We start from the raw sequence: 6,198 nt of genomic DNA on the forward strand, positions 1-6,198 counted from the left end.
AATTTATTTGTTACTTCCTTTTTTTAAGTGTCTCATTTTCATTTGCTCAAATGTCTATTACGACACTTCAAGGTAGTGACCCTATTTTAGACGGAGACGTTTTTGAATTCGACACCAATATTTTTGAAGACGCTAAACTAAAGTTTGTATTAGGTAACACTTCTACAACTGAAAGTATTCAGATTAAAATAGAAGTGGTTTCATTTACCAACACAGATGGTACAAACTTACAGTTGTGCGTTCAACCATTGTGTTTCTTTTCGATCCAAATAGGAGATACTTATCCTAATAGTCCAATCACTCTTGGTCCTGGACAAGATAACGGTGTGAATGATTATTTTGTGAACACAAACCCAGGAGACGGAGTGAATTATCCTATGGAATACGTCTTGCGTTTCTTTACCTTAAATGATAATGGTGATGAAGTGGGGGATGATATAACCATAACTTATTTGTATGACCCAGATCCACTTTTAACATCAGATTTTCAACTTTCAGATTTAGGAATTGAGCTTGAAAATACAGTAGTTAATCAGCAAATTTCTATTTCATCAAGTATTCCAGCTAAGATGGAAGTTTTCAATGTTTTAGGCAAGAGTTTAAGTTTGTTTGAAATAGGAGTTGGTTATAATACATTTAATATGAGTGATGTTAGTACAGGTTTACTTATTGCGGTGTTTACCTCTAACGATGGTAGAAGGGCAGTGACCAAATTAATTAAACTCTAATCTTTTTTTAGTATGATTTCAAAATTCTTAGGTTTCACGTTTTTATTTTGCACAGCCATTGTCTTGTCTTCCTGTACTGAAGAGTACGAAACTATTGAAGGTGTTTCAGGTATTTTCATAAAAACTAGTGCCAGCTCTTTAGTAATGGGAGAGGAAGTTACTTTTGAGGTTAACACGGAAGGTAGTGAAAGTTTAGATGTAACAGGTGAAGCCGAAATACGGGTCAATGGAGAAATTTTAGTTGGGAACTCATTTAGTACAGCTGAAGTTGGGGTCTATGAAGTTACTGCGAGCTATCTAAATCTTGAATCTTCTATATTAAACATTGAGTTTTATGATGACGGTTCGCAAGTTATTTTTAAAAAACGAGCTTTAATTGAAGACTATACGGGTACTTGGTGTGGTTGGTGTCCACGTGTTTCTTTTGGAATGGAATTAGTTGCTAATCAAAGTGATGCAGTTGAGTTTGTTGCCATACATCGCGCGCCAGCAGGAACACAAGATCCTTTTAATTATTTAGAGGCAGGTCCTTTAGAATTATTGATCAACACCCCAGGATATCCAAAAGGATTTATTAATAGATTGACACAGTGGGATTTTCCAGAACCAGATAATACGGGTCAAGTCCTAGATTTCACGCAAGGAATCAATCCTAGGTTAGGTATTAAAATGTCTTCAGGTTTGCAAAACAATACTATCGATTTAAAGGTAAAAGTACAATTTGCAAAAGACTTTGAAAACACTAGATTGGTTGTTTATCTTTTGGAAAATGCACTAGTCTACCCACAAGTTAATTATACTTCATTTTATGGTAGTGTGAATCCTATTTCTGATTATGTTCATAATTATACCTTACGAACTACCTTAACAGATATTTTAGGAGACGAGATTGCATCTAGTGAAACCCAAACTGGAAACTCTTTTGAACGTGATTTTAACTTTCAAGTTCCTGATGTAATAGAAGATGCTACACAAATTGATTTTGTTGCTTTTATTGTTGACGAAGAAGGGAGTGTAATTAATGTTAGAAAAGCAAGTTTAGGTGTAAACCAAGAATTTGAAATTGAGTAAAATCAGTTTATAATTTATAATACACAAAAAAATACCGCCTTAACTTAAAGCGGTATTTTTTTCTTATACTATTTAACTTTTAATTCAGGTATTATTTACTAATATTCATTGCTAAATAAAGTTTAAGATCCCCCAAAACGTTCAAAAGCAGCTTTTTCAAGTCTTTCTCTATATGTTGGATGTGTGATAGAAATCAATGCTTTGGCCTGTTTTTTTAGTTTTCCCCGTATAAGTTTACAACGCCAAATCCGTTGGCTATATAGTGTAGATGTGCTCGTGTTGTATTTACTTCTGGACCTTTATTTAAAAATGGAGTAATTTTAGAAATTTCCTTTTTAGTAATCGAAGATATTGCGATTATCGCCTTTCCACCTTCAGATAAAGAAGCACCGCGAACAAAATCCATTTGTCCCCCACAGCAGAAAATTGTATTTTTCCAATGGTATCTGCATAAACTTGACCGGTTAGATCAATTTCAATAGCAGAATTAATAGACGTTACTTTTGGGTTTCTTCTTATAATTGCGTAATTGTTTGTATGAGCTGCTTTTTTAAAATGAAGCATAGGATTATCATCAATAAAATTGCACAATTTATGTGATCCTACAGCAAAACAAGTTACAATCTTTCCTTTTTTCATTACTTTATGTCCACCCGTAATCACTCCTTTTTTAACGAGAGGAAGAATGCCGTCAGAAAACATTTCACTACTTCCATTTAGCAAAAATGCCATTCAGGATGAAGCTGATAAATACGGATGGGATTGGAGAGAAGAGGTGTCTAACCAAAAAAAACACGTATTTCAGAAATAGAATTTGCAATAAAGTGATTCCGTTATAGGAAGAGGAGAATCCTGATTTACTGGTTTCTTTTCAACACACCTTAAATCATTTGCAACAAACAAATGACCTTCTAGAGGAGTACACCATTTTATTGCGAAAAGAACTTATTTCCAAAAAAAAGATTTTTATTCGTTAAGCTTAGACAAACTTATGAAGTTCTCAAATCCTAATGCAGTTTTGTACCAATTGCCTCATCCGTTTGGATTTACTAATTGGGAAAGTGTATACAATTTGAGAAATGCTGAAACTGGAAAGCAGTTATTTTCGGATTCGCACGTTGTAGAAAAAAACAGAAATGAATTGATGATTTACACCAATAATCAATCTGATAATTAACTGTTGATTTATGCCAACGAATTAGATTAAGTTGTTAAATTTAGAAATTCAGTTTTACAGATTGAAAAAATTGAATCAGAAGAAAAAACAGCAAAAAGCATGGCTTATGTTGATGCTAAAAAGCTTGTGTTTCCGCTTTCGCTTCAAAAAGTAAACAAGGAATATTTTTTTGTAACTTTGGAAATAAAGGGTAGCAAAAAAAGTAAATCATTTTTTACGGGATTAAAAAGTTCCGACCTCTATTAAAAAGCAGACTTGGGTTTTGTGTTCAAATTAAGCTGTTGATTAGGTGGTTAATCATCGTATAAATGAAAAATTTAAAACAACCGGAAAAACAAATAAATGCCTAAGAATAAGTTTTATAACAGCATAATTTTCGCCTTTGTGAGTTTAGTTTTATTGTCGAGTAACACATTAAATGCTCAATTTGGGCAATCCAATGCTGCAGAAGAAAATTATCTATCTTTTCAAGTTGAGGCAGTTCCACTTGGCGAAAACGTATTTGAACTTCAGATAAAAGCTTTGATTGCGGAAAATTGGCATTTACCTTCCCAACGTGAAATTCCTGAAGGAGAGAATGGACCTATTCCAACAGAATTTACTTTTGCCTTTAAAGGTGATGCGTATGAAATAATTGATAAAACTACAGAACCCAAAGGGATTGAAAAATTTGATAAAATTTTTAAAACAGATTTAAAGTATTTTATAGATGAAGCTGCGTTTACCCAAAAAATAAAAGTAAACAATGCAGATGAAGAATTCTTATTGGAGATACTTTTCATGATTTGTGATGAAGAAAGATGTCTGCCACCAGATGTGGAAGCTTTTCAACTAAAATTCGATTTAGAAAAACAAATGCTTCAAGTTTCAGGACAAGTAATTGAACTTGATGAAGTGGACCAAAAATTAACCAACTCACTTAAAATTGACTTAAAAGAAGACCGCTTTACACTTGCTGAAAAAGAAAGTGAAGAGAAAGATAGTAATGCTACTATTTTTTTATTGGGCTTTATTGGTGGGTTTATCGCTTTGCTCACACCCTGTGTATTTCCCATGATTCCCTTAACGGTTTCCTTTTTTACCAAGGGGGCAAAAACCAAGAAAATTGGGTTAATCAATGCTAGTATGTATGCCTTTTTTATCGTGGCGATCTACTTGATTTTAAGCATTCCATTTCATTTGTTAGATTCGGTTAACCCTGAAATCCTCAATAATATATCAACCAATACGTACTTGAACATATTTTTCTTTTTAATTTTCTTGGTATTTGCATTTTCCTTTTTCGGATATTTCGAAATTACACTACCCCAATCTTGGAGCAATCGCCTAGACCAAAAAGCCAATAGTGTTGGTGGACTTATAGGTGTATTTTTTATGGCACTTACTTTAGCCTTAGTCTCTTTCTCTTGTACAGGTCCTATTTTAGGTTCTTTATTGGGAGGTTCCTTATCTGGAGACGGTGGAGCAACTCAACTTTCTTTTGGAATGGGTGGTTTTGGACTAGCATTAGCCTTGCCATTTGGTTTATTTGCTTTATTTCCAAATTGGTTGAATTCCCTGCCAAAATCTGGTGGCTGGATGACTTCCCTAAAAGTAGTTTTGGGTTTCCTAGAACTCGGTTTAGCCTTTAAATTTCTATCCAATGCGGACATGGTAGAGCATTGGGGCTTTTTGAAAAGGGAGATATTTATTGGGATTTGGATTGTAATTGCCATAGCAATGACCTTGTATTTATTTGGAAAAATTAGATTTCCACATGATCCACCAAAACCAATTATAAAACCTGCTCGTAAGTTTCTAGGAGTCTTAACTCTAGCTTTTGCTATCTACTTAATTCCAGGTTTAACCAATACCTCGCATGCTAACCTAAAGTTGTTGAGCGGTTTTCCACCACCTATGTTTTATAGCATTTACGATAAAGAAACAGATGGACCTTTGGGGTTAAAAGCCTATATAGATTTTGATGAAGGAATTTCTGTTGCAAAGTCTGAAAACAAACCTGTTTTAGTAGATTTTACAGGCTGGGCTTGTGTGAATTGCCGTAAAATGGAAGAACAAGTCTGGAGTGATCCACGCGTTTATAAAATGATAAAAGAGGAGTATATTTTGATTTCCCTTTATGTAGATGATCGAAAAGAATTGCCAGAAGAACAGCAATTTAATTATGAGCGACCAAAAGGCGGTGTCAAACAAATCAAGACCATAGGCGATAAGTGGGCTACTTTTCAAACAGTAAACTTCCAAAATAATTCACAACCTTTTTACGTATTGATGGATGTCAATTTTCAAATGCTGAATAAAACAGCCGCTTATATGCCAGATGTAGAAGACTATTATGCTTGGCTAAAACAAGGTTTAAGTGAATTTAAAGGTGTTGAGTAGTTACTTATAACTTATTTATCTTCTGTTATTTATAACAGCTATTTACAAGGGATTTAAGTCCCTTGTGTCTGTTGCTTTGTTTTTTTACAGCTGTTTTACAAGGGGTTTAAACCCCTTGTGTTTTGTTGACCTGATTTTTATGCTGCTTTTCACTAAAAGACCCAATTGGGTCACAAACTTGACAAATTAATCCGAAATGTTCGATACATTCTTGACGTGCCAATTGATTTCTTTCATTACTATTTACAGTTACTTGTCTTGTTTTTCCTTCCGAATATTTTTGGTCAGCATCAACTTCATTCGGGAAAACAGTTTCTCCGAAATCATCTTTTACTAAATCATAAAACTTCTGATAAATTTTTCTACCTGTTTTTACGGCAGCACCAGAAGTTTTTTCATAATATTCTATATGCTGATAAAGGAAAAGTAAAGCCGTTTTCAATCCATTAGTTTCATTTTCGTTATAAATCCGTTCGAGATAATATTCAGTTCCATAAGAGTTGATAGTTCGAGTAAATAATTTTCCTTGGATTAGGTTTGAATAGGCATAAATATAATCAAGGCCAGAACTTTTTTTCATTCCCATATTAGTTAGGGATTCTGTTCCTTCGTTTAATGAAATTTGATTCAGGTAAATCTTTTTTCCTACTTCAAATGCTTTATGAATTTGTTCATTCGTAATTTTTCCCATTCAGTTAGAGTGTTTTTGGGTATTAATGGCAACGGTCTCGGCTATGAGTAGTTGCGTGATTTAGCGATTAACTTTGCAAGTACACACCAAACTGAAAATCAGCGAGGATTTTCAGAAGTAGGTAAGAATAAGCAATTAGTTATACACGG

5 protein-coding genes and 1 pseudogene are annotated in these 6,198 nt (G+C 33.7%); 4 read left to right on the plus strand and 2 right to left on the minus strand.

Annotated features, from left to right (window positions below; translation table 11 throughout):
- Positions 1-728: T9SS type A sorting domain-containing protein (locus tag CXF67_RS03680; protein WP_219621016.1), on the plus strand; the 728-nt coding region annotated here is incomplete at its 5' end.
- A gap of 12 nt (positions 729-740) precedes the next feature.
- Complete coding sequence (locus CXF67_RS03685; RefSeq protein ID WP_102087515.1) at positions 741-1,799, plus strand: Omp28-related outer membrane protein; 1,059 nt, start codon at positions 741-743, stop codon at positions 1,797-1,799.
- 122 nt (positions 1,800-1,921) lie between these two features.
- Here the strand turns inward: CXF67_RS03685 and CXF67_RS03690 are convergent.
- Positions 1,922-2,507: pseudogene (locus tag CXF67_RS03690) on the minus strand (acetyl-CoA hydrolase/transferase C-terminal domain-containing protein); the annotation flags it as partial.
- A 283-nt stretch (positions 2,508-2,790) separates the two neighbouring features.
- Between CXF67_RS03690 and CXF67_RS03695 the strand changes: the two are divergent.
- Positions 2,791-2,976: a hypothetical protein gene (locus CXF67_RS03695; protein ID WP_102087516.1), complete on the plus strand. Its 186-nt coding sequence runs from the start codon at positions 2,791-2,793 to the stop codon at positions 2,974-2,976.
- Between the two features lie 342 nt (positions 2,977-3,318).
- Positions 3,319-5,358: a protein-disulfide reductase DsbD family protein gene (locus CXF67_RS03700; protein WP_102087517.1), complete on the plus strand. Its 2,040-nt coding sequence runs from the start codon at positions 3,319-3,321 to the stop codon at positions 5,356-5,358.
- Positions 5,359-5,464: 106 nt separating this feature from the next.
- Here the strand turns inward: CXF67_RS03700 and CXF67_RS03705 are convergent, their stop codons facing one another.
- Entirely contained in the window at positions 5,465-6,049 is a 585-nt protein-coding gene (locus CXF67_RS03705) for a hypothetical protein (RefSeq protein ID WP_102087518.1), read from the minus strand.
- Between the last annotated feature and the right edge of the window lie 149 nt (positions 6,050-6,198).

Origin of the sequence: Psychroflexus sp. MES1-P1E (assembly GCF_002836055.1) — a bacterium.
Classification (GTDB): Bacteria; Bacteroidota; Bacteroidia; order Flavobacteriales; family Flavobacteriaceae; genus Psychroflexus.

What these genes read in the sequence shown, in the direction of transcription:
- CXF67_RS03695 (WP_102087516.1), top strand. Translation starts at nt 2,791, where the DNA reads ATGAAGTTCTCAAATCCTAATGCAGTTTTGTACCAATTGCCTCATCCG.
- CXF67_RS03705 (WP_102087518.1), bottom strand. Translation starts at nt 6,049, where the DNA reads ATGGGAAAAATTACGAATGAACAAATTCATAAAGCATTTGAAGTAGGA.
- CXF67_RS03700 (WP_102087517.1), top strand. Translation starts at nt 3,319, where the DNA reads ATGCCTAAGAATAAGTTTTATAACAGCATAATTTTCGCCTTTGTGAGT.
- CXF67_RS03685 (WP_102087515.1), top strand. Translation starts at nt 741, where the DNA reads ATGATTTCAAAATTCTTAGGTTTCACGTTTTTATTTTGCACAGCCATT.